This window comes from Oleiphilus sp. HI0067 (genome assembly GCF_001635735.1).
Window position 1 is genome coordinate 1 of sequence record NZ_LWFI01000785.1, and the last position, 644, is coordinate 644.

Consider the following 644-nt stretch of genomic DNA (forward strand, 5'->3'; position numbering starts at 1 on the left):
CAAACTTTTCTATTTTTTCTCTTCCCAAACCTTTGCCATCCTACTTAGCCAGTATTACACTGTTTATAAATACAGTAATTTTGAAAGCGCCGACTATGCTTAACCAACTCAGTATTCGTAACTTCGCAATCGCCAGTGAACTAGAAATTGACTTCAATTCGGGAATGACCGTCATGACCGGTGAGACGGGTGCAGGTAAATCGATATTGCTCGACGCACTTGGGCTTACACTGGGTGATAGAGCCGACTCAAGTATGGTGCGGCACGGACAAGCCAAAGCAGAAATATGCGCAAGCTTCGATATTCGCCACATCAGCGCAGCAAAGCAGTGGTTAACACAACACGACCTTGATAATGAAGACGAATGCATTTTACGCCGCGTTATCACTGCCGAAGGTCGATCTCGTGCGTATATCAATGGTCAGCCAAGCCCATTAAGCGACATCAAAGCACTTGGCGAACAAATAATTGATATACATAGCCAACACGAGCATCAAAGCTTACTAGTCAAAGATAAGCACCGGGTACTTCTCGATGATTATGCAGGCAATGAAACGCTTGTTAAGGAAGTAAAAGAGAGTTATCAAGCATGGCAAAAGAAAGCTCGCCAGCTAGACATGCTGATAAACAACCAAGAAGAAACC

General features: G+C 44.1%; 1 protein-coding gene. It reads left to right on the top strand.

The window, feature by feature from the left end; all coding sequences use genetic code 11:
- Positions 1-95: 95 nt before the first annotated feature.
- Positions 96-644: AAA family ATPase (locus A3739_RS08520; RefSeq protein ID WP_156502485.1), on the top strand; the 549-nt coding region annotated here is incomplete at its 3' end.